This is a genomic window from Micromonospora sp. NBC_00330, from assembly GCF_036136635.1.
Lineage (GTDB): Bacteria > Actinomycetota > Actinomycetes > Mycobacteriales > Micromonosporaceae > Micromonospora > Micromonospora salmantinae.
In genome coordinates, this window is the sequence record NZ_CP108012.1 from 2,510,175 (window position 1) to 2,530,828 (window position 20,654).

Annotated in this window: 23 protein-coding genes; 6 read left to right on the forward strand and 17 right to left on the reverse strand. The window is 73.2% G+C overall.

Features of this window, described 5'->3' with window-relative positions; all coding sequences use genetic code 11:
- Window positions 1–8: 8 nt before the first annotated feature.
- From OG598_RS11110 to OG598_RS11130, 5 genes are all read right to left on the reverse strand, one after another.
- Window positions 9–1,625 carry a class I adenylate-forming enzyme family protein gene (locus tag OG598_RS11110; protein WP_328654336.1) on the reverse strand — a complete coding sequence of 539 codons (1,617 nt, stop codon included), beginning with the start codon at window positions 1,623–1,625 and terminating at the stop codon, window positions 9–11.
- The gene (locus tag OG598_RS11115) at window positions 1,622–2,077 is read right to left on the reverse strand and encodes a beta-ketoacyl synthase chain length factor (RefSeq protein ID WP_328654337.1); all 456 of its coding nucleotides are present in this window, start codon (window positions 2,075–2,077) and stop codon (window positions 1,622–1,624) included. Before OG598_RS11115 ends, OG598_RS11110 begins: the two co-directional genes overlap by 4 nt.
- Window positions 2,078–2,208: 131 nt before the next feature.
- The gene (locus OG598_RS11120) at window positions 2,209–3,348 is read right to left on the reverse strand and encodes a beta-ketoacyl synthase N-terminal-like domain-containing protein (protein WP_328654338.1); all 1,140 of its coding nucleotides are present in this window, start codon (window positions 3,346–3,348) and stop codon (window positions 2,209–2,211) included.
- The gene (locus OG598_RS11125) at window positions 3,341–3,586 is read right to left on the reverse strand and encodes an acyl carrier protein (protein ID WP_328654339.1); all 246 of its coding nucleotides are present in this window, start codon (window positions 3,584–3,586) and stop codon (window positions 3,341–3,343) included. Before OG598_RS11125 ends, OG598_RS11120 begins: the two co-directional genes overlap by 8 nt.
- On the reverse strand, window positions 3,586–3,852 hold the full coding sequence (locus tag OG598_RS11130; RefSeq protein ID WP_203119726.1) for an acyl carrier protein: 267 nt from the start codon (window positions 3,850–3,852) through the stop codon (window positions 3,586–3,588). The genes OG598_RS11125 and OG598_RS11130 overlap by 1 nt, the downstream gene beginning before the upstream one ends.
- A gap of 15 nt (window positions 3,853–3,867) precedes the next feature.
- Between OG598_RS11130 and OG598_RS11135 the strand changes: the two genes are divergently transcribed.
- Entirely contained in the window at window positions 3,868–4,554 is a 687-nt protein-coding gene (locus OG598_RS11135) for a 4'-phosphopantetheinyl transferase family protein (RefSeq protein WP_328654340.1), read from the forward strand.
- Here the strand turns inward: OG598_RS11135 and OG598_RS11140 are convergent.
- From OG598_RS11140 to OG598_RS11190, 11 genes are all read right to left on the reverse strand, one after another.
- On the reverse strand, window positions 4,482–5,831 hold the full coding sequence (locus tag OG598_RS11140) for a class I adenylate-forming enzyme family protein (RefSeq protein WP_328654341.1): 1,350 nt from the start codon (window positions 5,829–5,831) through the stop codon (window positions 4,482–4,484). The two genes, OG598_RS11135 and OG598_RS11140, sit on opposite strands and share 73 nt — an antisense overlap.
- A 325-nt stretch (window positions 5,832–6,156) precedes the next feature.
- Window positions 6,157–6,984 carry a M55 family metallopeptidase gene (locus OG598_RS11145; RefSeq protein ID WP_328654342.1) on the reverse strand — a complete coding sequence of 276 codons (828 nt, stop codon included), beginning with the start codon at window positions 6,982–6,984 and terminating at the stop codon, window positions 6,157–6,159.
- An 83-nt stretch (window positions 6,985–7,067) separates the two neighbouring features.
- Complete coding sequence (locus OG598_RS11150; protein WP_328654343.1) at window positions 7,068–7,385, reverse strand: antibiotic biosynthesis monooxygenase family protein; 318 nt, start codon at window positions 7,383–7,385, stop codon at window positions 7,068–7,070.
- Window positions 7,382–8,656 (reverse strand): beta-ketoacyl synthase N-terminal-like domain-containing protein, encoded by a 1,275-nt coding sequence (locus OG598_RS11155; protein WP_328654344.1) that lies wholly within the window; start codon window positions 8,654–8,656, stop codon window positions 7,382–7,384. Before OG598_RS11155 ends, OG598_RS11150 begins: the two co-directional genes overlap by 4 nt.
- Complete coding sequence (locus tag OG598_RS11160) at window positions 8,653–9,927, reverse strand: beta-ketoacyl-[acyl-carrier-protein] synthase family protein (RefSeq protein WP_328654345.1); 1,275 nt, start codon at window positions 9,925–9,927, stop codon at window positions 8,653–8,655. The genes OG598_RS11155 and OG598_RS11160 overlap by 4 nt, the downstream gene beginning before the upstream one ends.
- Window positions 9,924–10,328 carry a cupin domain-containing protein gene (locus tag OG598_RS11165; protein WP_112587250.1) on the reverse strand — a complete coding sequence of 135 codons (405 nt, stop codon included), beginning with the start codon at window positions 10,326–10,328 and terminating at the stop codon, window positions 9,924–9,926. Before OG598_RS11165 ends, OG598_RS11160 begins: the two co-directional genes overlap by 4 nt.
- Complete coding sequence (locus OG598_RS11170) at window positions 10,321–11,076, reverse strand: SRPBCC family protein (protein WP_328654346.1); 756 nt, start codon at window positions 11,074–11,076, stop codon at window positions 10,321–10,323. The genes OG598_RS11165 and OG598_RS11170 overlap by 8 nt, the downstream gene beginning before the upstream one ends.
- Entirely contained in the window at window positions 11,073–12,518 is a 1,446-nt protein-coding gene (locus OG598_RS11175; protein ID WP_328654347.1) for an acetyl-CoA carboxylase biotin carboxylase subunit, read from the reverse strand. Before OG598_RS11175 ends, OG598_RS11170 begins: the two co-directional genes overlap by 4 nt.
- A 19-nt stretch (window positions 12,519–12,537) precedes the next feature.
- Entirely contained in the window at window positions 12,538–13,068 is a 531-nt protein-coding gene (locus tag OG598_RS11180) for an acetyl-CoA carboxylase biotin carboxyl carrier protein (protein WP_328654348.1), read from the reverse strand.
- On the reverse strand, window positions 13,065–14,813 hold the full coding sequence (locus tag OG598_RS11185; RefSeq protein WP_328654349.1) for an acetyl-CoA carboxylase carboxyltransferase subunit alpha: 1,749 nt from the start codon (window positions 14,811–14,813) through the stop codon (window positions 13,065–13,067). The genes OG598_RS11180 and OG598_RS11185 overlap by 4 nt, the downstream gene beginning before the upstream one ends.
- Complete coding sequence (locus OG598_RS11190) at window positions 14,810–15,148, reverse strand: TcmI family type II polyketide cyclase (RefSeq protein WP_238685782.1); 339 nt, start codon at window positions 15,146–15,148, stop codon at window positions 14,810–14,812. Before OG598_RS11190 ends, OG598_RS11185 begins: the two co-directional genes overlap by 4 nt.
- On the opposite strand from OG598_RS11190, the gene OG598_RS11195 reads away from it, so the two are divergent.
- The 5 genes from OG598_RS11195 to OG598_RS33545 all read left to right on the forward strand — a co-directional run bounded on the left by OG598_RS11195 (window position 15,147) and on the right by OG598_RS33545 (window position 19,735).
- Window positions 15,147–15,293: a hypothetical protein gene (locus OG598_RS11195; RefSeq protein ID WP_328654350.1), complete on the forward strand. Its 147-nt coding sequence runs from the start codon at window positions 15,147–15,149 to the stop codon at window positions 15,291–15,293. The two genes, OG598_RS11190 and OG598_RS11195, sit on opposite strands and share 2 nt — an antisense overlap.
- A 280-nt stretch (window positions 15,294–15,573) precedes the next feature.
- Entirely contained in the window at window positions 15,574–16,371 is a 798-nt protein-coding gene (locus OG598_RS11200; protein WP_328654351.1) for an AfsR/SARP family transcriptional regulator, read from the forward strand.
- Window positions 16,372–16,501: 130 nt separating this feature from the next.
- On the forward strand, window positions 16,502–16,912 hold the full coding sequence (locus tag OG598_RS11205) for a TcmI family type II polyketide cyclase (RefSeq protein ID WP_328654352.1): 411 nt from the start codon (window positions 16,502–16,504) through the stop codon (window positions 16,910–16,912).
- Window position 16,913: 1 nt separating this feature from the next.
- Complete coding sequence (locus OG598_RS11210; RefSeq protein WP_328654353.1) at window positions 16,914–18,263, forward strand: FAD-dependent oxidoreductase; 1,350 nt, start codon at window positions 16,914–16,916, stop codon at window positions 18,261–18,263.
- A gap of 278 nt (window positions 18,264–18,541) precedes the next feature.
- Entirely contained in the window at window positions 18,542–19,735 is a 1,194-nt protein-coding gene (locus OG598_RS33545; protein WP_442931469.1) for a helix-hairpin-helix domain-containing protein, read from the forward strand.
- 198 nt (window positions 19,736–19,933) lie between these two features.
- Here the strand turns inward: OG598_RS33545 and OG598_RS11220 are convergent, their stop codons facing one another.
- A complete protein-coding gene (locus OG598_RS11220; RefSeq protein WP_328654354.1) occupies window positions 19,934–20,650 on the reverse strand; it encodes an isocitrate lyase/PEP mutase family protein in 717 nt (238 codons plus the stop codon).
- Window positions 20,651–20,654: the final 4 nt, after the last annotated feature.

The following is a 20,654-nucleotide window of genomic DNA, read 5'->3' on the forward strand; positions in this document are numbered from 1 at the left end:
TCGCTCGCTCATGACGTGGCCTCGGTGAGGTAGCGCTCGCGCAGGACCACCTTGCGGACCTTGCCGGTCACGGTGACCGGGATGTCGGCGGAGCGCACCGGCACGACCCGGCGCAGCGTGGCGCCGACGTCCGGGCCGAGGGCGGCGCGCACCCGCTCGGTGCGGTCCTCGGTCTCGTCGACGCCGGCGGCCAACTCCAGCAGCACGTCGGTGACGACCGCGCCGGCCTCGGCGACGATCACCACGGTGCAGTCGGTGACGTCGGGGCACGCGGCGAGGATGCGCTCCTCGGACAGCGCTGTGTAGAAGCGCCGCCCGTCACCGGCGTCGACCGAGTCCACCGCCCGGTCCAGGTGGTAGTAGCGACCGTCGGTGTCGGCGCGGACCAGGTCACCGGTGAGGTACCAGCCGCGCTGGCGAAAGCGGTAGGTGGTGACCGAGTCGTTCCAGTAGCCCCGGAACAGCGACGGTGAGTTGATGCCCAGGAAACCCACCTCGCCGACCGGCACCGGCTCGCCGTCGGCGTCGAGCACCGCGACAGTGGCGAACCGGTACGGGCGGCCGATGCAGCGGCCGTACCGGTCGGTGTCGGCGCGGTGGGTGATGTGGAACATCGAGTGCCCCATCTCGCTGGAGCCCAACCCGTCGATGAAGACCGAGCCGGGCACCTTCGCCACCCCGTCTCGGGTGATGGTGTCGTGCCAACCGACAGCGACCAGGCGGCGGATGTGCGGCTCGTGCGAGGCGTCGCCGGTGTTGAACCACAGCCGCACCGAGTCCAGGTCGTACCCGGACAGGTCGAAGCGGGCCAACTCCGCCCAGGTGACCGAGAAACCGAACACCCCGTCGGGGCGCCAGCGTTGGATGGCGTCCAGCACCCGCTCGCCGCCCTGCTCAGAGAGCAGGAACATCTGCGCGCGGTTGCCCAGCGCCTGGTTGACCATCAGCACCGTTGCGGTGTGCGGTGCGGGCAGCGCGTTGAGGATCCGGGTGGTGCCCTGCGCCTGCGGCATGGTGAGCAGGTGCCGGGTGGCCGCGAAGAGGCTGGCGTGCGAGTGCAGCACCGCCTTGGGCACCCCTGTCGTCCCGGAAGTGTGGGTGATCACGATCGGGTCGTCCGGGTGGTGCCGGTAGTGCTCCGGGGCCGTGGCCGGATCGCCCGCGCCGGCCTGCGCGGGGGTGCCGAGCACGGGTACGCCCAGGTCGTGCCCGGCAAGCAGCGTGGTGTGCTCGTCGTCGGCCAGCACACCGACGCCCCGCAGGCGGCGGATGTACTCGGCGGCGATCTCCGGGCGGAGTTTGCCGTTCATCAGCGCCGGGATCGCCCCGAGCCGGGCCAGCGCCAGGTAACTGAGCACCATGTCGGCGGCGGCGGTGGCCCAGACGGCGACCGGGTCGCGCGGGCGTACCCCCTGTTCGTGCAGCCAGGCGGCGCGGGCGGCGACCCGCTCGTCGAGCCGCCCCAGCGTCAGTGGCGTCTCGGCGGGGTGCCCGTCGACGGCGGTGTCGAAGGTCAGGCCGGGCCCGTCCGGGTCGGCGCCGTGCGCCAGCACCCGGGCCAGGACGTTGCCCGCACCCAGTTCGGTGTCGGCGGCCAGTGCGCCGCGCAGTCCCCGTGTCCTCATGGTCGTGCTCCTCCCCCCAGCAGCACCGCGACCGCCTCGGTCGGCGTGTCGGGTGCCTGTTCGATCAGGATCAGCAACACCTCGTCGGCGTCGCCGTCGTCGCGCAGCAGGTCGGCCTCGGCGACGCCGTCGGCGTACGGGTCGCCCGTCGGGCTGAGGCAGACCACCGGGCCGCGCAGGTCCCACCGGGCCGCGAGGTGCCCGGCGACGCTGTTGGGCACGGACTGGAAGAAGAACAGCGGGCCGATCCGCCCGCCGGCCTCGACGGTGGCCCGTACGTGCCGGGCGCTGGCGAGATCACCGCTGGCGCTGACCAGCACGATCCCCGTCCGCACCCCGGCGGGTACTCCCGCCGGCCCGTACCCCCGCCGCAGACACCGTTCCGCGACGGCCACCACCACCGGCGCGAAGTCCGAGTGCACGAACCCCGGCACCCCCGCCGCGCTGCCCACGACGTCCTCACCCTCGGGCCAGGAGGCCCGAGCCCTCTCCCCCGGCGATCTTGCGGTTTCGGTCGTCGGTCCGGGTGCGTGGTCGGATTCGTCGGGGCGGAAAGTGCACGATCGCGGGGAGTGGGGGGTGGTCATCCGACGCCGACCAGGAGAGCGGTGTTGGCGCCGCCGAAGGCGGCGTTCAGGGTCAGGGCGTGGGTGGCTCCGGTCTTCTGGGGACGGTCCTTGACCACGTTCAGGGGGCAGGAGTCGTCGGGGCCCAGCCAGCCGGCGTTGACCGGCAGGTCGCCGTGGCGCAGCGCGAGCGCGGTGACCACCAGTTCGAGCAACCCGGACGCCTCCAGCGCGTGCCCGTGCACCGACTTCGTCGAGCTGACCGGGACGCGGGTGCCATGCCCGCCGAGGGCCCGACGCAGGGCGGCCGCCTCGGCGGCGTCGCTCTGCGCGGTACCGGTGGCGTTGGCGTTGACGTAGCCGACGGCCTGTGGTGGCAGCCCGGCCCGGCGCAGCGCGCCGTCCACCGCGCGGGCCAGCCCGGTGCCACCGGGCTCCGGCTGGCAGGGATGGAACGCGTCACCGGCCCGCCCCCAACCGAGCACTGTGGCCACCGGATCGACACCGCGTCGTCGGACGGTGCTCGACTCCAGCACCACAGCGGCCACGCCGTCACCCAGCAGCAACCCCCGGCGGCCGGCGCTGAACGGACGGACCGCCCCGTCGACAGCGAGGGCACGACCGGCGTCGAAGAGCGCGAACTGGTCCGACTCCACCAGGTAGCCGGCCGCGACCACCACCCGCTCGACGTCACCCCGGGTGATCCGGGCGGCGGCGTCGGCCACCGCCGTGCTCGCCGACACGCAGGCGCTGGTGTAGACCCGGGTGTGACCCGAGAGTCCACATCGGGCGGCGAGCTGACCGGCGAGCACGGCCGGCGCCGTACCGAGGGCCGGGCCTGCGCCGGCGGCCGGGCCCGCACCGAGGGTTGGGCCGCCGTGCACGGCGAGCAGCAGGGCGCACCCCGTGCGTTGCGCGCGGTCCAGACCGGCTGCCCGGCAGGCCGCGTCGATAGCGGCGGCCAACTCGTCGGCGAGGGGAGCGACCTCGGGCACTGTGGCCGCCACTGTGACCCGGCGGGCGGCGGTGTCGAATCGGCCCACCGGTCCGAACGCCGGCACCCCGGCCAACACACCGGCGAGCTGCGCGTCGGCGCCCCGCCCCAGGGCGCTGACCGCGTACACACCGGTGAGCTGGGCGACGCGCGCCTCAACCATCTGCGGAGGCGGTCAGCGACGCCCGGAACACCACCAGTGCGTCGTCGACGGTGCGGATGCCGGCCAGTTCGTCGTCGGTGAGGTCGAGCCGGCGTTCGTAGCGCTGCTCCACGAGGTGCACCAGCCAGGCAAGCTCCATCGAGCCGATCCGGTCGGACACCTCGGCAGCCGGTTTCGCGGCGAGTTCGGCGAGCATGGTCATCAGGTCAGCTCGCCCCAGATCGGGCTGACCGCTCATCAGCCTTTGTCGCTCGTCGCCTCGGTGACGCGATTGGCGACCATCGTGGTGAACTCGCCGACCGTCATGAGGGCCAGCTGTTCCGACTCGTCGTCGGCGAACGTCAGGCCGTACCGGTCCTCGACCCGGACGGACAGGTCGGCCAGGGCGAGAGACTCCAGGTCGACGCCGGACGGGCCGAGCGTGGTGTCGTCGTCGAGCCCCTCGACGTCGTAGTTCATGTCGGCGAGCTGCTCGACGACGAAGGCGCGGACCTCGGCTCTCATGGATACCCTCTCTGCGTGGCTCAGCTGACGGTGTCCGGTCGGGACACCGTCTACGTGTGGGTCGGCCGGGACACCGGCGGTCAGCCGGATCGGGCCGCTGTGCTGGTGCGGCGGGCGGGTGCCCTGCTGCTCGGTCGCGCGGACGCCGAGCTGGTGCTGGCGCACGACCGCGAGGGACGGCCGGTCGTCCGGGTCGACGAGGTGGCCGGGTCGGTCGAGTTGGCGGTCAGCGTCAGCCGTACCGCCGGGCTGGTGGTGGTCGCCGCCCGTCGGGCCGGCGCGGTCGGGGTGGACGTGGAGCGGATCCGCCCGCTGCCGGCGCTCGCGCTGGCCCGCCGCTGGTTCGCGCCCGCCGAGCTGGCCTGGTTGGGCGATCGGCCCGAGGCCGGCCGGACGGTGGACTTCCTGCGCCTGTGGACCGCCAAGGAGGCGGTCGGCAAGGCGCTCGGGCGGGGGTTGCGCGGCGGCGGGCTGCGCCGGTTGATGCCGCCACCGGGGCTGCCGTTGCGGCCGGTTCCCGGCGCCGAGCTCCTGCGGGTCGGTCACCCACGGCTGGGCGGGGGCCTCGTCCTGGCGGTCGCCGCGCGGGCGAGCGCGCAGGTCGACGTCGAGGTGGTGCAGCGGCCCGGTCACGGGGTGACCGCCGAGCGCAGCGCGTCGGTCGAGCGAACCAGCTTGCCGGTGGTGGTACGGGGCAACTGATCGAGCAGGTGCAGCGCTCGGGGCCGTTTGTAGCCGGCCAACCGTTCGGCGAGGAGCTTGTCCAGCGTCTCCTCCGACAGGGGACCGTCGGGTTGGACGTACGCGGTGATGCCGTCGTCCCAGACCACCACCGCGGCGGCGACCCCGGTCAGCTCGGCGACGGTGGCCTCCACCTCGGTCAGGTCGACCTTCATCCCGCCGACGGAAACCTGCGAGTCGAGTCGACCGCGCACCGTGACCAGGCCGGTGTCCTCATCGACGGTGCCGGCGTCGCGGGTGTGCAGCCAACCGTCGGACCAGCGGGTCGGGTCGCTCAGGCCGACGTACGGCGACGCCGGGCAGGACACCCACAGCTCGCCGCCGGACTCGCGGACCTCGATCCCGGGCGCGGGGGCGATCGACGGTCGGTGCGACCCGTGCAGGTCGGTGCCGATCACCCCGACCTCGGTCATCCCGTACATGTTGCCCAGCGGCACCCCGTAGCGGTCGGTGAACGCCCGGGCGACGGCGGCCGGGACCAGCTCGCCCCCGGTGGTCATCCGCCGCAGCTGCGGCAGTGGACCGGTCGGGCGGGTGGAGGCGAGCAGTCCGATGTGGAACGGCACGCCGAGCACGGTGGCCGGCGTGGTGCCGGCGCTGATCGCGGCCAGCACGGCGTCGCCGCTGAGCCGCTCCGGCGGCACCAGCTCGACCCCGGCGTGCAGCCCGTAGAGCAGGCCACCGACCAGGCCGAGCACGTGCACCATCGAGGGCAGCAGGATGATCCGCTCGCCGGGCAGCGCCACCCCGTCGATGCGGGTGTAGCGGTGCACCTCGGCGACCAGGTCGGCGGCGGTGCGGCCGATCACCTTGGACGGGCCGGTGGAGCCGGAGCTGAGCTGGATCACGGCGTGGCCGCTGACCGCGGGGCCGTCGGCGTACCGGGTGACGCCCTCGGTGACGTCGACGAAGATCTTCAGCGCGCCGCCACCGGTCCGCACCGGAGCGACCACCACCTGGGGGGTCAACCGGGCCAGCGCCCGGTCCACCTCGTGGTCGGTGAGGCGGTGGTCGAGCAGGATGGCCTGTCCCCCGGCGCGCCAGGTGGCCAGCAGGTTCACCACGTACGCCAGCGACGGTGGCAGTCGCAGCGCCGCAGCACCTCCGGGGCGCAGTCCGACGGTGGTCAACCGGTCCTGTGCGGCGGTGACCAACCGGTGCAGCGTGGCCCGGTCGACGGGCTCGGGCAGACGGAGACAAACGTCGGTCGGGTGGCCGGCGAAAAGGACTTCGTCCACCCAGCCGGGGTCGGTCGCCGTAGGATCTTCTGCCGTCACTGCCGTTCACCGCCCAGCATGAAAGAGGGCGAATCCGCCCATCACGTACGCTTGTCGGGGTGCTGCGGGGAACCATACGACGCCCACAGGGCCATTGCTAGATGCGAATGGATGGATCAAAAGCAGCGGCCAGCCGGATTGCCGACAGCCCGTTCGGCGGACAGGATCGGGCGGGCGATTTGGCAGAACGTCACCGAGACATGACCCCTCGTACAACCGTCGCGCGGTGCCAGCCGGACGGCCGATGGCGTCGCGGTTGTCGGCCGAGCCCGAGGGTTCTCGGGCGCTAGCTCGGTTTGATGCTGGCGAGTTGGACGAGCAGCTGAACCAGCCGGTACGCCTCGGCGACGTCGGCGGCGTGGAAGGCGACCGTCCGACCGCCGCCGACGCGGGTCACACCCGGCACCAGAGTCGCGAGGTCGACCATGTACGGGCCGTACAGGTCGACCTCGACGTCCAACGGCCCGGCCATCTTCGCCGGCGGGATCGAGGCGCGCCGGGCGATCGCGTCGGCGGCGGCGCGACGCAGCCGCTCCCGTGCCTCCTGCGGATGCAGTGCCACCGCGGCGGCCTGCCCCAGGGTCTGCTTGACGGCGACGGTGACTGCCGAGGGCACCAGCTCACTGAATTCCGTGCAGGCCGTGTCGTCTCCGCTGAGCAGGACGACCGGCGCGTCCAGGTGTCCCGCCATGGCGACGTTGAGGCCGATCTCGCCCAACGACCGGCCGGCCACCCGCACGTCGAGGACGGCGTCACTTATCGTGTGGGCCAGCACGGCAGGCCCGGCACCGGCCCGAGCGTGATAGCCGATGAGCAGAACGGCATCCGTCTGCTCGTCCAGCCCCGCGAGCATGCCCAGCGGGCGGGGTTTGCCTCGCACGAGGTGAGCACGCCGGTCGAGGTCCTCCGGCAGGATGTTCCGAAACGTTCCGTGCGCGTCGGCGACCCACACCACCGCGTCGGGTTCGGCATCGAGAACCCCGGCGATCACCGCGTTCGCCTCGGCCGTCATCAGCGCCCGACCGCGCTCGTAGTCGTACCGATCCGGGTTCGTCTCGGTGGGGTGCACGACCCCCGAGATGCCTTCCAGGTCCACCGAGATCAGTACCTTCATGGCTCCAGGACCCTACGCGCCCCGGACGGGATGTCGACCCCGCCCGCCCCACCGCTCGCGGAAAGCGGGGCGAGCGCGGAGCGTCAGGCCAGGGCCGGGGTCTGGGCGTGGATGTGGAAGCGCAGCGAACGGGCGTCGGTGAAGCACTCCCGCATCGGGCGCACCAACTCCCGGTGCTCCGGGCTGCGCTCCCAGTCTTCGAAGTCGGCCAGGCTCGCCCACTCACTGGTGATCAACCACTGCTCCGGATCGGTGGACGACCGGCACACCTGGTCGACCAGGTGCCCCGGCACACCGCCGGCGACCAGGTGCCGCACCTGCTCGTACGCGGCGAGGAACTGCTCGGTGCGTGGCACCGGCACCCGTACCAGAAAGACCACCCGGGCTCGTTTGTCGCTCATGACACCTCTCCCCTCATCGGCGCGGCCCCGCGCAGGACCAGCGCACTGTTGAACCCGTCGAAGCCCCGCGCGCAGATCAGGGCGAGTCGGCTTCGCGGTCGGCGGTGCTCGCGCAGGAAGTCCAGCTCGCAGCCCTCGGCCACCTCGTCCGGTCCGGCCGACGCGGGCAACGTGTCGTGGGCGAAGGCGAGCAGCGCGGTGGCCACGTCCAACGCCGAGCCGCCCTGGTACGCCCGACCGGTCAGCGGTTTCTGGGTGGTCACCGGGGGCGGCCGGTCGGCGAACACGGCCCGCAACGCCTCGGCCTCGCTGCGGTCGTAGCGGGGCACGCCGAGAGCGTCGGGCAGCACCACGTCGATTCCGGCGGCGGCGACGCCCGCCCGGTCCAGAGCCAGCCGCATCGCCCGCGCGTACTGGGCCGGGTCGCCGCTGCTCTCCGCCGTGGTGTGCGCGGCGTCGTGGGTGGAGCCCCACCCGCTCACCTCGCCGTAGACCCGGGCACCCCGCGCCAGGGCGTGCCCCAACTCCTCCACCACGAACACCGCTCCGCCCTCGGCCGGCAGATAACCGCTGGCCGTGGCGTCGAACGGCCGGTACGCCCGCTCCGGGTCGGCGACGTCACTGAGCAGCCCCGAGCGCAGCTGGCAGGCGAGCGCGTACGGGCTCAACGGGCACTCGGTGGCCCCGGCGATCACGACCGGGGTGCCCCGGCGCACCGCGCGGGCGGCGTGCGCCAGGCTGTCCAGCCCGCCGGCCGACTCCGCGACCAGCACCCCGCTCGGACCCTTGAACTGGTGGTGGATGGAGAGCTGCCCGACGCTGGCCGCGTAGAACCAGGCGATCGACTGGTACGCCCCGACCGTCCGCGACGTGCCGCCCCACAGCCGTTGCAGTTCCCGCTGACCGAACAGGTTGCCCCCGGACGAGCTGGCCAGGGTCACCGCGTAGCCGTACGGGTCGGGGGCCCGGTCGGGCAGGCCGGCGTCGGCCAGCGCCAGCCGGGTGGCGGCGAAGCCGAGATGCGTCCACCGGTCGGTCTGCACCAACTGCCGACTGTCGGCGTAGGAGTCGGCGGTGAAGCCGGGCACCTCCCCGCCGAAGCGGGTCGGATAGCCGGCCGGGTCGAACAACGTGATCGGCCCGGTCCGGCGGGTGCCGGCGAGGACCGTGCGCCAGTGCGCGTCCGCGCCGATGCCGCTCGGTGCGACCACCCCGATGCCGGTCACCACCGCCCGGGCCGTCGCGCCGCCACTGTGCGAGGCGGCGCTCACGCCGCCACCGCGCCGAGCATCCGACGGAAGACCATCGCCGACTGGAAACCGCCGAACCCGCTGCCCACCGAGAGGGCCACGTCCACCGGAACCTCCCGTGCCTCATTGGGTACGTAGTCCAGATCGCACTCCGGGTCCCGGGTGCTCCAGTTCGCCGTCGGTGGCACCACACCGAACTCGATGGCGAGGGCGCACGCGGCCATCTCGATCGACCCGATCGCGCCGAGCGAGTGCCCGACCATCGACTTGATCGAGCTGATCGGTATCCGGTACGCGGCCTGACCCAGCGCCCGCTTGAACGCGGCCGTCTCGTGCCGGTCGTTCTGCCGGGTGCCCGAGCCGTGCGCGCTGATGTAGGAGACCTGCTCGGGCAGGATCCGGCCCTGCCGGAGCGCGTCGGTGACGGCGAGGCCCATCTCCAGCCCGTCCGGCCGCAGCCCGGTCATGTGGAAGCCGTTGCTGCGGCTGGCGTAGCCGGCCACCTCGCAGTAGATGTGCGCTCCCCGCCGCCGGGCGTGTCCGGCCTCCTCCAGCACCAGCACCGCCCCGCCCTCGGCCAGCACGAACCCGTGCCGGTCGGCGTCGAACGGGCGGGAGGCGTGTGCCGGGTCGTCGTTGTCCGGGCTGGTCGCCTTGATCGCGTCGAACGAGGCGACAGTGACCGGCGAGATCGGCGAGTCGGCGGCGCCGGCCAGCATCACGTCCGCCTCACCGTCCACGATCATCTGGTGGGCGTACCCGATGGCGTCGATGCCGGAGGTGCAGCCGGTGGACACCACCTGCGCCGGGCCGTGCAGCCCGTGCCGGCAGGCCACGTCGGCCGCGAGGCTGCTGGGCACCAGCGCCTGATAGAGGTACGGGCCACCGCGCGCCCCGTCCACCAGCCACCGTCGGCCGTGCTCGCTCACTGTGACGTACTCCTGCTCCAACGCCATCGTGCCGCCCACCGCCGTGCCCAGCACCACCCCGGCCCGGTCCCGTTCCGCGTCGGTGAGCACCAACTGGGCGTCGGCCACCGCCTCGGCGGAGCAGGCCAGCGCGAACTGCACGTACCGGTCGGCCCGGCGTCGCTCGGCCTCGCTGAGCCCCGCCGCGACCGGGTCGAAGTCGCACTCCGCCGCGATCTGCGACCGGAACGCCGACGGGTCGAAGAAACTGATCCGCCGGGTGGCGGTCCGCCCCTCGGTGATGGTCTTCCAGAAGCGGTCCCGGCTGGCGCCGCCCGGGGCGACCACCCCGATCCCGGTCACCACCGTGCGGCGTCGGGTCATGACCCGCCCCGCTGTTCGACCAACTCTGTGTCGACGTGGCCCAGTTCGGGCCGGGGGGCGAGCGGGCCCAGGTGGAAGACCACCTCGGCCGGTTCGACGCCGGTGTTGCGCAGCCGGTGCCGCACGTTCACCGGCACGAACAGCCCCTCACCGGCGGCCAGCAGCGTCGGCTGGTCGTCCAGGTCGACGGTGATCGCGCCCCGCACCAGGTACAGGAACTCCTCGCTGTACGGGTGGTAGTGCTCGGCGATCCGCTCCCCCGGCTCGAGCGTGGCGACCCCGAGGAAACCCGAGGTGCTGCCGACGGTGCGGGGGCCGAGCAGCACCCGCAGCTCACCACCGCGACGGCGGTCGGCGGGTACGTCCCGGGCGGCGATCGGGCGGGTGCTCAGGTCACTCATCGTCGGCCTCCGTCGGTGCGTCGCTGGCGGTCGGGCTGCCCTGGTCGGCGCGCTGCCAGGCGATCCGCTCCACCCGGTCCTTGATCACCGCGAGTTGGATCACGCTGTTGGTGTTGATCCGCTCGGTCATCGCGGCGTTGTCGACCGGCGCGGTCGGCTTCATCGCGAAGTCCTGCGTCCAGGTCATCCGGGTGCCACCGGCCTCCTCGGTGTAGCGCCAGTGGATGCGCATGTACTCGAACGGCCCGGTCTCCACCCGGTGCGCCCGGACCTGCCTGCTCACCGGGTCGGCGGTGCGCTCGCTGACCCAGCTCCAGGACACCCCGTTCTCGTCGGGGTACATGGTGAGGCGGAACCGCACCGTGTGCCCCTCGCGGGGCAGGATCTCCACCACCGCGTACTCGGTGAACAGCTCGGTCCAGTTCGCCACGTCGTTGGTGACCTCCCAGACCAGCCCCAGCGGCGCGTCGATGACCACGCTGTTCTCGGTGTGCCCGGGTGGGTCGGCGCGGCGGGCGACCAGGTCGGCCACCGCCGGGATGCTCAACTGTCCGGCCTGCTCGGGGATGGCCACCTGCCAGCGGTCGGCGACGACAGCCGACAGTTCCAGCAGGGCGAGCGAGTCCATGCCCAGCTCCTCCAGCGACGCGGCGGGCGCCCGGGCGGCGGCGTCGGCGTCCAGCCCGCAGTGCGCCACCAGGATGTCGGTGATCTCGGTGGTCATCGGGCGACCATGGGTGACGGTCATCGGGTCCTCCTGTGGGTTGCATCGGGATCTGCGGCGGGCGCGGTACGCGGTGCGGGAGTGGCCGGCGGTGCCGGCGGTGCCGGCGCGGGCGCGGGCGCGGCGAGCAGACGGTCGACCAGGCCGGTGGTGTAGCGGCCCTTGCGGAATGCGGCGTCGTCGAGCACCCGCCGGACGAACGGGATGGTGGTGTGCACGCCCGGACCGGCGATGTCGAACTCGTCCAGGGCACGTTCCAGCCGGTTGAGGGCCAACTCCCGGTCGGGCGCCCAGACGATCACCTTGGCGAGCAGCGAGTCGTACCAGGGGCCGACCAGGTAACCGGCGCTGGCGTGGGTGTCCACGCGGGTGAACGGGCCGCCGGGTGGGGTGAACCGCTCCAACCGGCCGGGGGTGGGGGCGAAGCCGCGGTCGGGGTCCTCGGTGTTGACCCGACACTCCACAGCGACGCCGTGCAGGCGGATCTCCTGCTGCCGCCACCGCAGCGGTACGCCGGCGGCGATGTGCAGTTGTTCGTGCACCAGGTCGATCCCGGTGACCATCTCGGTCACCGGATGCTCCACCTGGATCCGGCAGTTGATCTCCAGGAAGTGGAACTTCTCCTCGGCGTCGACCAGGAACTCCAACGTGCCGGCACCGACGAAGCCGACCTGGAGCGCGCCCCGCAGGGCGGTCTCGGCGATGGTGTCGAGAACGGCGGCGGGCAGCGCCGGCGCGGGCGCCTCCTCGACCAGTTTCTGGTGCCGGCGCTGCACCGAGCAGTCCCGGGTGCCCAGGTGCACCCCGTTGCCGTGGGCGTCGCAGAGCACCTGCACCTCGACGTGCCGCGCCTCGGTGAGGTAACGCTCGACGTACACCCGGTCGTCGCCGAAGGCGGCCTGCGCGGCGGCCCGGGTCCGGGTGTACGCACGGCGTAGCTCGCCCGGGGTGTGCACCACTGTCATCCCTCGGCCCCCGCCCCCGGCGGCGGCCTTCACGATCACCGGGTAGCCGACGGCGTCGGCCACCTCGGCCGCCGCGGCGGCGGTCGGCACCGGGGCGACACTGCCCGGCGACAGCGGCAGGCCGGCGCGGCTCATCAGTGCGCGGGCCGAGGACTTGTCGGCCAGCGCGGCCATCACCGCCGGTGGCGGGCCGATGAACGTCAGCCCGTTGTCGGCGCAGATCTCGGCGAAGTCGGCGTCCTCGGAGAGGAAGCCGTAGCCGGGGTGCACCGCCTGCGCCCCCACCTGACGGGCCGCCTCCACGATGGCGGCGGCGTTGAGGTAGCTGCGCCGACTCGACGCCGGTCCGATCCGGACGGCCTGGTCGGCGAGGCGGACCGCCGCCGAGTCGGCGTCGGCGGCGGAGTAGACCACCGCCGTTCGTACGCCGAGCTCCTTGCAGGCGCGCAGCACCCGCAGCGCGATCTCGCCCCGATTGGCGATCAGCACGGTCTCAAACATGATCAACCACCCCGCGCCGTCACGCCGGGTCCAGTTCGACGAGCGGCTGGTCGTACTCGACCGGCTGGCCGTCCTCGACGAGGATCGCGGCCACCCGGCCGGCCCGGTCGGCGATCACCTCGTTCATCAGCTTCATCGCCTCGACGATGGCCACCGGCTGGCCGGGGCGGACCAGGTCGCCCACCGCGACGAACGGCCGCGCGCCGGGCTCCGGCGCCTGGTAGAAGGTGCCGACGATCGGTGCCCGCACCGCGACGCGCCCAGGCACCGGCGGCCGGAGCACCGCAGGTGGGGCACCGGGCGCCGGCCCGACCGCTGGTGCCGCCTCGGCCCGGGGCACTGGTACGTCCGGTCGGGTCGCGTCCTCGGGGTGCCACTCGACCTCCAGCACCGCCGGCCCGCTGCGCAACCGGATCCGGCGCACCGGCCCGGCCAGCTCGGCGATCAGGTGCTGCGCCTGCCGACGCAGCCCGGCCAGCGCCTCCTCGCCGTCCACCCCGACCTCATCGGACGCGTCGACTGTCGACAGCGCCCCGTCGCCGGCGGTCATCGCAGGCCTGCCCGAGCGCCGACGCGGTTCGCGCCGAACCGTCGGAAGCGTTGCCGGCGCAGGCGGACCAGCATGGCCGGCGGCACGTCCAACAGCGGCAGGAGGTTGGCCAGCAGGGCCGCACGCAGGCGGTGGGCGGTTTCCGCCGGGTCGTCGTGCGCGGCACTCGACGGCTCCGACACGACCTCGTCGACCACCCCGAGCCGGCGCAGGTCGGGAGCGGTCAGTCGCAACGCGCGAGCCGCCTGCGGCGCCGCGGACCGGTCCGGCCAGAGGATCGCCGCACACCCCTCGGGGCTGATCACCGAGTAGACGGCGTTCTCCAGCATCAGCACCCGGTCGGCCACCGCCAGCGCCAGCGCGCCGCCGCTGCCGCCCTCGCCGGTGATCACCGCGAGCACGGGCGTGGGCAGCACGGTGAGGGTGAGGATGTTCTCGGCGATGGCCGCCGCCTGGCCCTGCTCCTCGGCGCTCACACCGGGGTCGGCGCCGGGGGTGTCCACCAGGGTGACAACGGGCAGGCCGAGGCGGGCCGCGAGGCGCATGAGCCGCAGCGCCTTGCGGTGCCCGGCCGGGCTGGCCATGCCGAAGTTGCGGGCGACCAACTCGGCGGTGGTGTGCCCCTTCTGGTGACCGATGACCATCACGTGCCGGCCGGCCAACCGCGCCACCCCACCCACGATGGCCGGACAGTCCGCGCCGAGCCGATCGCCGTGCAGCTCCACGAACCCGTCGAAGACCGAGTCCAGATAGTCCAGTGTGGTGGGCCGCCCCGGGTGCCGTGCCATCCGGACGGTGTCCCACGCGTCGCGTACCGCCGGGGTGCCGGCGTCTCCCTCGGCCGCCGGGTCCGTCGGCCGCGCCAGGACCGCGCCGTCGTCGGCGAGGCGCTCGTGGTGCGACGCCGGCTCCTGCCGGGGTACGGGCGGACGCGCCGGACGGCCGGCGCGGGTCGCGGCGAGCAGCGCCGCCAGCCGTCCGCGCAGCGACCGCCGCTGCACCACCATGTCGACCTGCCCGTGTCGGAGCAGGAAGTCGGCGGTCTGGAAGCCCTCCGGCAGGGCCCGCCCGGTGATCTGACGGATCACCCGAGGGCCGGCGAAGCCCATCCGGGCGCCACTCTCGGCGAGCACCAGATCGGTGTTGGTGGCGAACGAGGCGGCCACCCCGCCGTAGGTCGGGTCGGTGAGGACGCTCACTGTGAGCAGCCCCGCCTCGCGCAACGCGGCGATGGCCTGACTGACGGTCGCCATCTGCATCAACGACAGCGCGCCCTCCTGCATCCGCGCCCCGCCGGAGGCGGTGATCAGGACGAGCGGTGTGCGGTCGTCCAGCGCCCGTTCGGCCGCCCGGGTGATCAGCTCGCCCACCGCGCAACCCAGGCTGCCACCGAGGAAGCGGAAGTCCATCACCGCCAGGGCCACCGGGTGCCCACCGATGGTGGCCGTGGCGCAGACGACCCCCTCGGCGAGGCCCGTGCTGGCCCGCGCGCCGGTGAGCCGGTGCGGGTACGGCAGCACGTCGACGAACTCGAGCGGGTCCGCCTCCGGCAGCCGGTCGGGCAGCAGACACAGGGAACCTTGGTCGACCAGTTGGCGCAGGCGTTCCGGCGCGCCGAGTCGGGCATGTTCCCCGCACTCCGGACAGACGTCGAGGTTGCGGCGCAGCCGTTTGCGGTAGAGCAGGCTGGCGCAGCCGGCGCAGCGGGACCAGAGCTGCTCTTCACGCGGCGCGGTGGCCGTCACGACCGCCGCCCGGCATCCGGGGCGTCGAACCGGTAGAAGCACCGCGCCATAGCGTCGCGCGGCGAGCGCCAGGTCGACAGGTACGGCGACACGTACGGGCGTAGGCGGTCACTGACCCGGATGAACTCGGGATGGTCACGAGCGGCCTCCACCGCGCCCTCCGCCGGCTGCGCGGTCTCGAGCAGGTGCACGTAGAGATCGTGCAGTCGGTACAGCGAGCGGTGCCGGACACCGACCAGGCGTGGCAGCTCCGTCGCGTCCGACTCGGCGAAGATCTCGGCGACCCGCTCCTCGGCGGTCGGATCGACCTTCGCGACGATCAGCGATCGGTCCATGTTGGGCCTCCCCCCACAGCGTCCGGCCGGCGACGGGTGGCCCCCGGACGCGCTGGACGACTGCCGACACGATGCGCCGATCCTCGTCACGGCGGCGTCACCGCGCCGGGTCGGCCAGCGACGGGTGGTGGTGACGCTGCGTTGACGCAACCTGTGTATCAGCTATGTGCCCGGCGTACTTGACGCTCCAATGTTTATGCAGTTCAGAACCGATCTCGGGTTGACTGTCGGCAATAGAAGGTCCACGCGGACATTGACGCAACGTGACCATCATTGATAATCTTCAGCGTGGTCAGCCCGGCGGCCTCGGCGGGCGGGACCGCGCCCGGCCACGCCGTGATCGGCGGGGTCGACAGTGGCGTCGAGGGCAACCGATCCGGGACACAGCAGACAGTCGGGACGAGCGTTCCGCAGGGGGTGCCGCCGTGGCCGCTGATCCGTCCGTGCCGACCGCCGGAGACCCGCCCGAGGAGGGCGTCTCACTGCACCTGCTCGGCGGCTTCCGACTCCTCCGCGAGGCGGTGCCGGTCGTGGTGCCACGCGGGCTGCAACGGGTGATCGCGCTGATCGGGCTCCGCCCCGGCGCCACCCGCAGTCAACTCGCCGGGCTGCTCTGGCCCGACGCGTCGGAGGAACGGGCGCTGTCCTCCCTGCGTACCGCCCTGTGGCGGCTGCGACAGGACCCGTGCTGCCCGATGACAGTGGCCAGCGACACCGTACGCCTCGCCCCGGCGGTCCGGCTCGACGTGGACGACCTGGTCGGCACCGCGGCCCGGGTCCGGGACGGCGACGACCCGCGCACCGCCGCCGGGGCGCTCGCCGCCGGGCGCCACGACCTCCTGCCCGGCTGGTACGACGACTGGGTGCTGCTGGACCGGGAACGCCTGCGCCAACTCCGCCTGCACATGCTGGAACAGGTGGCCGGGCACCACCTGGCCGCGGGGCGGCACGGCGAGGCCCTCGAAGCCGCGTTGGAGGCGATGGCCGCCGAGCCGTTACGCGAGACACCACACCGACTGGTGGTCCGCATCCACCTGGCCGAGGGCAACGCCTTCGAAGCCGTGCACGCCTTCTACGTCTACCGCGACCTGTTGCGCCGGGAGCTGCGGCTGGAGCCGAGCCCCGCCATGAGCGCCCTGCTCGACGACACCCTCGCCCCGATCCGCCAGGCCAGCCGCGAGGCCATCACCGACCGCCCGTCACCCGCCGTTCGGCGTACCTGACGGCGGTGCCCGTCACCGCCCGGCCGGCGTACGTGACGGTGATGTGACAGGCGCTACGGCACGGTGGGCGCACAGAGCACGTGGCACCGATCCCCGAGGGGTCGGGCAGGCCACCGGCGGAAGGGGTCCCATGAGTCGTCTACTGATCGTCAGCCGGATCATCCCGGGAGCGGAGGGGCGGGTCGCGCAGATCTTCGCCGAGTCCGACGCCACCGAACTGCCCGGCCTGACCGGTGTCACGCACCGATCCCTGTACTGCCTGCACGACCTGTGCGTACACCTGCTGGAGACCTCGGACGACGTCGACCCGGACGCGCTCGCGGCGGCCCGCAACCACCCGCTCTTCCGACAGGTCAACGAGCGGCTCTCCGCGCACACGTCGCCGTACCTGCCGACCTGGCGTTCCCCCCGGGACGCGATCGCCGGCTGCTTCTACCGGTGGGACGCGGCCGAGGCGCCCGCTCAGCGCCCGGCCAGCACCGAGGCGCCCGCTCCGCGCCCGGCCGTTACCGAGGCGCCCGCCGCGCACCCGGCCGGCTGACATGTCCGCCGCGCCGCCGCACGTCCTGATCATCGGCGCGGGCACGGGTGGGCTGTGCCTGGCGCACGGCCTGCGCCGCGCCGGGATCACCGTCGCTGTCTACGAACGGCACCGCGACCGCGCCGAGGGGCTGCTCGGCTACCGGGTCGGCATCGGCCCCACCGGTAGCCGGGCGCTGCGGGAGTGTCTGCCTCCGGAGCTGTTCGCCACCTTCCTGGCCACCTGCGCCCGGCCGCCGCACTACTTCAACGTCGTCACTCAGGGGCTCCGCCAGACCGCGTCGTTCGCGCTGCGGCCGAGCGCCGACCCGGTACGCACCGAACACTCGGTGGCCCGGATGGTGCTGCGCCAGGTGCTGCTGACCGGCCTGGAGGACGTGGTGCACTTCGACAAGACCTTCACCCGGTACGAGCAGCGCGACGACGGCACTGTCACCGCGCACTTCGCCGACGGCACCAGCGCCACCGGCGACCTGCTGGTGGCGGCCGACGGCACCCATTCCGCCGTACGCCGCCAGTACCTGCCGCACGCCGTCACCCGCGACGCCGGGACGATCAACATCGCCACCCGGATCCCACTGACCCCGCACACCCGCGGCCTCATACCGGAGCGGGTCCAGCAGGGCATCTCACTGATCTTCGGCGTCGGCGGCATGATGGGCGTGCTGCACGTCATGGAGTTCAAGTGGGACGCCGAACGCGCGATCAAGCCCGGCGTCAGCGAGCCCGACGCCGCAGTGCTCCGAGACTGGCCCGGCCTGGCCCACGACACCACCACCGACAACATCAACCTGATCATCTGGAGCGCGGCCAACCGGTTCCCTACCGACATCATGGAACGCCGCGGTGAGGACCTGCTGCAGGTCGCCCTGGACCTCACCGCGAACTGGCACCCGCACCTACGGGAACTGCTCGCCCACGCGGACCCGGCCAGCGCCCTACCGATCAAAGTGTCCACGTCCGAGCCGGTGCCGCCCTGGAAGAGCAGCACCGTCACCATGCTCGGCGACGCCATCCACACCATGACCCCGGGTCGGGGCGTGGGCGCGAACACCGCGCTGCGCGACGCCCGCCTGCTCTGCACACAGCTCAGCCGCGCCACCGCCGGCGACAAGACGCTGCTCCAGGCGGTCGCCGACTACGAGGCCGTGATGGCGCCGTACGGCTTCGCCCGGGTCGCCGAATCGTTGAACCGCAGCGGCACCAGCGGCGACGACCGGATGTACCGGCCGGTGGTGGGTCGGCTCGCGTTGCTCGGCGCGCGCGGCTACTTCGGAGTGACCAGCCGGGTACCACGGCTCCGTCGCCGGTTCGTCGACGACTTCCACACCTACGAGGGCGACCGGGACTGAACCCCGCGTCGCCCGACCCGGGCTCGGCGTCCCGCGCCGGGCCCGGGTCTCGTCGTGTCCGGACCTCGGCCGGCACCGGTGTCATCGGGTGCCGGTCTCATCGGGTCGGGTTTCGGTGTGATCGGACGACGCTGTGTTACCCGGTAGGCACCGGCTGAGGTGGCTCACCCACCGGCAACGCTGACGGCCGATCCTGCCTGTCGTCGGCAATACGCGTGTGCGAAGCTGCGGCGAGTTTTTCTCGTGACTTTTCCAACGACCTGAGAGGGAGGTTCGCCGTGGCGTGGTCTTTCGGACACTCGCTGATAGTGGTACTGGCACTGTTGCTGGGCTTGGCCGCCGGGTGGCTGCTGCGCGGCCGGCGGGGCGTACAGGGCAATTCGATTGTGGATGGTGACCCCGTCGCCGGTCTGGCCGTGATCACCCCGCCCACACCGGCTGCCACCACCGACGACGCCCGGCCTGAGGCCGCCGTCGACCCGGCACCCCCAGCGGTCGCCGACGAGCCGGTACCGGTCGACACGGTCAGCGCGCCGGCCGCGCTGACCGAAACGGACGGCCCCACCCCGGTGCCCGTGCCGGCGGACGCCCCGAGCACCGTCGACCCGGCGGACATGGCGCTGACCGAGAACCCGCCGCCAGTGCCGGCCGCCGAGCAGTCCGACGCCGCTGAGCTGCGGCAGGAGGCGGGCGTGGACTCGACCGCCGAGCCGGTTACTGTCGACGAGCAGCCCGCCCCGGCGGCCGTGGTCGCTCCCCGCCAGCCCGCGGACGACCTCCCGCCGGCCGACACGGCACCGCTCGACACGACGCCGCTCGACATGGCACCGGCGGATGATGCGGCGATCGACGCCGCGCCGGTAGCGGCCACCCCGGCCGACACCACGCCCGCCGACGACGCCCAGGTCGAGACCGCGCCCGTCGACACCACGCCGATCGACTCGACGCCGGCCGACGACGTGCCGGCCTCCGTCGGTCCGGCCGACGACGTGGAGACCAGGGCCACTGCGGTCGACGCGACGCCGGCAGAGGTGTTGGCGAGCGCAGGACCGTCCGATGCCGAGCCGGTGCAGGCCGACTCGGTCAACGCCGAGCCTGCGGTTGCCGCTGCGGTCGCCGAGCGGTCGACGGTGGCCGCGCCTCCGGTCCGCCCGGCCGCCGCCGCGACCCCTCCGGTCCGTTCGGCCGCCGACACGGCGATCAGCAGCGTCGACGCCGACCCGACGGGCCCGGCCGACGACTTCCGCCGGATCCAGGGGATCGGGCCGAAGATGGCGGCCGCGTTGCAGGACGCTGGCGTGCGCACGTACGGCCAGCTCGGCGAGCTGGACGAGCCGGCGCTGCGCGACCTGATCCGGGCCGCCGGCCTGCGCGCCGCACCCGGGCTGGCCAGCTGGCCGCAGCAGGCACGCGTGCTCGCTGGCGCCGGCGACGAGATGGCAGCGGTGCTGCCGAGCGGCAACCAGGTCTGACCGCCTGCACTCGAGCCCCCGGCAGCCGTCCACCGCGACGGGCCGCCGGGGGCTCGGCTGTAGCTGCCGAAACTCCTCCGACGCCACCGCGCTGAGTGATCGACTCGGCATTCAGGAAATCGCCCGGTCCACCCGACCGGGACACCCCGACTTCCAGAAACCCGAGTCGATCTCTCGGGCGGGCGGTGGCGCCCGGCCTCAGGCGCGCAGCTTGGCCGCGAGGTCGCTGATCGACGCCATTGCGTACCGCTGCATTCCGGGACCGAAGGTGATGCGTGTGGCGCCCTGCCGGCCCAGCTCGGCAACGGACTCCTGGTGCGGTTCGGCGGCCATGTTGATCGGCCCGGAGATGCCCTCCCGCAGCTGCGGGAGCACCTGCGGCGGCGCCAGGATCGGGTAGACGCAGTCGGCGCCGGCGGCCACGTACAGGCGGGCGCGTTGCACCGCGTCGGCCGGGTCACCCGTTCCGAACAGGAAGGTGTCGACGCGGGCGTTGATGAAGAGAGCGTCGCCCGCCTCCGCGCGCACCTCGGCCAGCCAGTCGGCATGCCGCCGGGGGTCCTTGAGGGTGGCGTTCCCCTCCGAGTCCTCCAGGTTGCAGCCGACGGCGCCGGCCTCCAACAGCCGTCCGACCAACTCACGGGGTGCGAGGCCGTAACCGCCCTCGACGTCGGCGGACACCGGAACGGACACGGCGCGGACGATACGCGTGACCGCCGCGAACATCTCGTCCGGTGGGGTCGCGCCGTCCTCGTAGCCGAGCGAGGCGGCGACACCCGCGCTCGGGGTCGCGAGCGCCGGGAAACCGGCGTCGGCCAGCACCCGGGCGCTCGCCGCGTCCCAGGGGCCCGGCAGGACGAGCGGGTCACCGGCGGCGCGGTCGTGGTGCAGGGTACGGAAGGTCGAGGCTGTCATCGTT